We start from the raw sequence: 1,333 nt of genomic DNA, 5'->3' as shown, positions 1-1,333 counted from the left end.
ACTACAAAAATACCTTCACCTGCGTTCGCAGCAGGATTCGCTGGCGCCCCGGTCGCGGCTACAACAGCAAAGCCTGCGTCAATCCTGGCCTGCAGACGGCGATTGTCGTCGGGCCTGCTGGCAGCGAAATTCATACGGACAGTTACGGCCGGGTCAAGATCCAGATGCACTGGGACCGGCTGGGGCAGTACGACGAAAACAGTTCGCCCTGGATTCGTATCATGGCGCCGGCGGCTGGCCATCAGTTCGGCCAGATTCGCTTGCCGCGGGTGGGCGAGGAAGTCACGGTGGTCTACCCTGACGGGAATATCGATCACCCCTTGATACTGGGTGCGGTCTACAACGGCCTGCACATGCCGCCGTGGGCACTGCCGGCGCAGGCGCCGCTGGCAGGTTTGCGCAGCCGGGAAATGGGGGGCGGCACGCGCGGCAACCACCTGATCCTGGACGATACCAAGGGGAAAATTCAGGCGCAGCTGAAAAGCGATCATCAGTGCAGCCAGCTGTCACTGGGGCACATCACGCGTATTGAGGACAATGCCGGGCGCAAGGATCTGCGTGGCGAGGGATGGGAACTGCGCACTGATGGCCACGGAGTAGCCCGCGCTGCCAAGGGAATGATTATTACAACTGAAGAGCGGCAATGTGCGAGGGGCGCCATGAAGGACTTGGCGGAAACGACCAAACGGCTTTCACATGCCGTCGAACAACACGATGAACTAGCAAGCGCTGCGCAGCAATCCCTTGCGCAGGAAGGCGGTCAGCAGCAGGAAGTGGCTGACGTCTTACGCGCACAATTTAAAGCAATACGAGGCAACGGCGCCCAGACGCAAGAAATGGCTGAACCGCACTTATTAATAGCAAGCCCGGCAGGTATTCAAACAAGCACAGAGCAATCGACCCATATTTCTAGCATTGAGCACACTGCACTGACCAGCGGACGAAGCTTGTCCATTTCCACAGGTGAAAGTTTATTCGCAAGTGTTAGACAGACTTTTCGTCTTTTCGTCTTTTCGTTCACAAAGTAGGAATGAAACTAATAGCTGCAGCAGGAGGGATCACTATTCAAGCACATGAGGATGAAATTAAAGTTATTGCGAACAAGGTACTCTCTCTTATAAGTCAAGCCGACTGGATTGATATCAAAGGAAAAAAAGGGATCCGGCTACATGGCTCGGAATGCATGATCGAGATAAGCGACCTTGTACAATTTTTCACATCTAAACCGGTTCTTTTCCACGGCAATCTGGAGACTTTAGGGAAGCGCTGATCAATCGACGTTTTCGGAAGATTCCCACGTTTTTGGCGACGCGACCGCCATGCAGTTTCGCTC

The 1,333-nt window shown here is 54.7% G+C and carries 2 protein-coding genes; both read left to right on the top strand.

What is annotated here, in order from left to right; genetic code table 11:
* On the top strand, positions 1 to 1,028 hold a 1,028-nt coding region (locus V6M87_RS27170), incomplete at its 5' end, for a type VI secretion system Vgr family protein (protein ID WP_332879796.1).
* A 2-nt stretch (positions 1,029 to 1,030) separates the two neighbouring features.
* Complete coding sequence (locus V6M87_RS27165; protein WP_332879795.1) at positions 1,031 to 1,270, top strand: DUF2345 domain-containing protein; 240 nt, start codon at positions 1,031 to 1,033, stop codon at positions 1,268 to 1,270.
* The last annotated feature ends 63 nt before the right edge of the window (positions 1,271 to 1,333 follow it).

This window comes from Massilia sp. S19_KUP03_FR1 (genome assembly GCF_036688685.1).
Taxonomy (GTDB): domain Bacteria; phylum Pseudomonadota; class Gammaproteobacteria; order Burkholderiales; family Burkholderiaceae_D; genus JALYUM01.
The sequence above is the reverse complement of the archived record's forward strand: the minus strand, read 5'-3'. Positions and strand labels throughout refer to the sequence as shown.

What these genes read in the sequence shown, in the direction of transcription:
- V6M87_RS27165 (WP_332879795.1), top strand. Translation starts at nt 1,031, where the DNA reads ATGAAACTAATAGCTGCAGCAGGAGGGATCACTATTCAAGCACATGAG.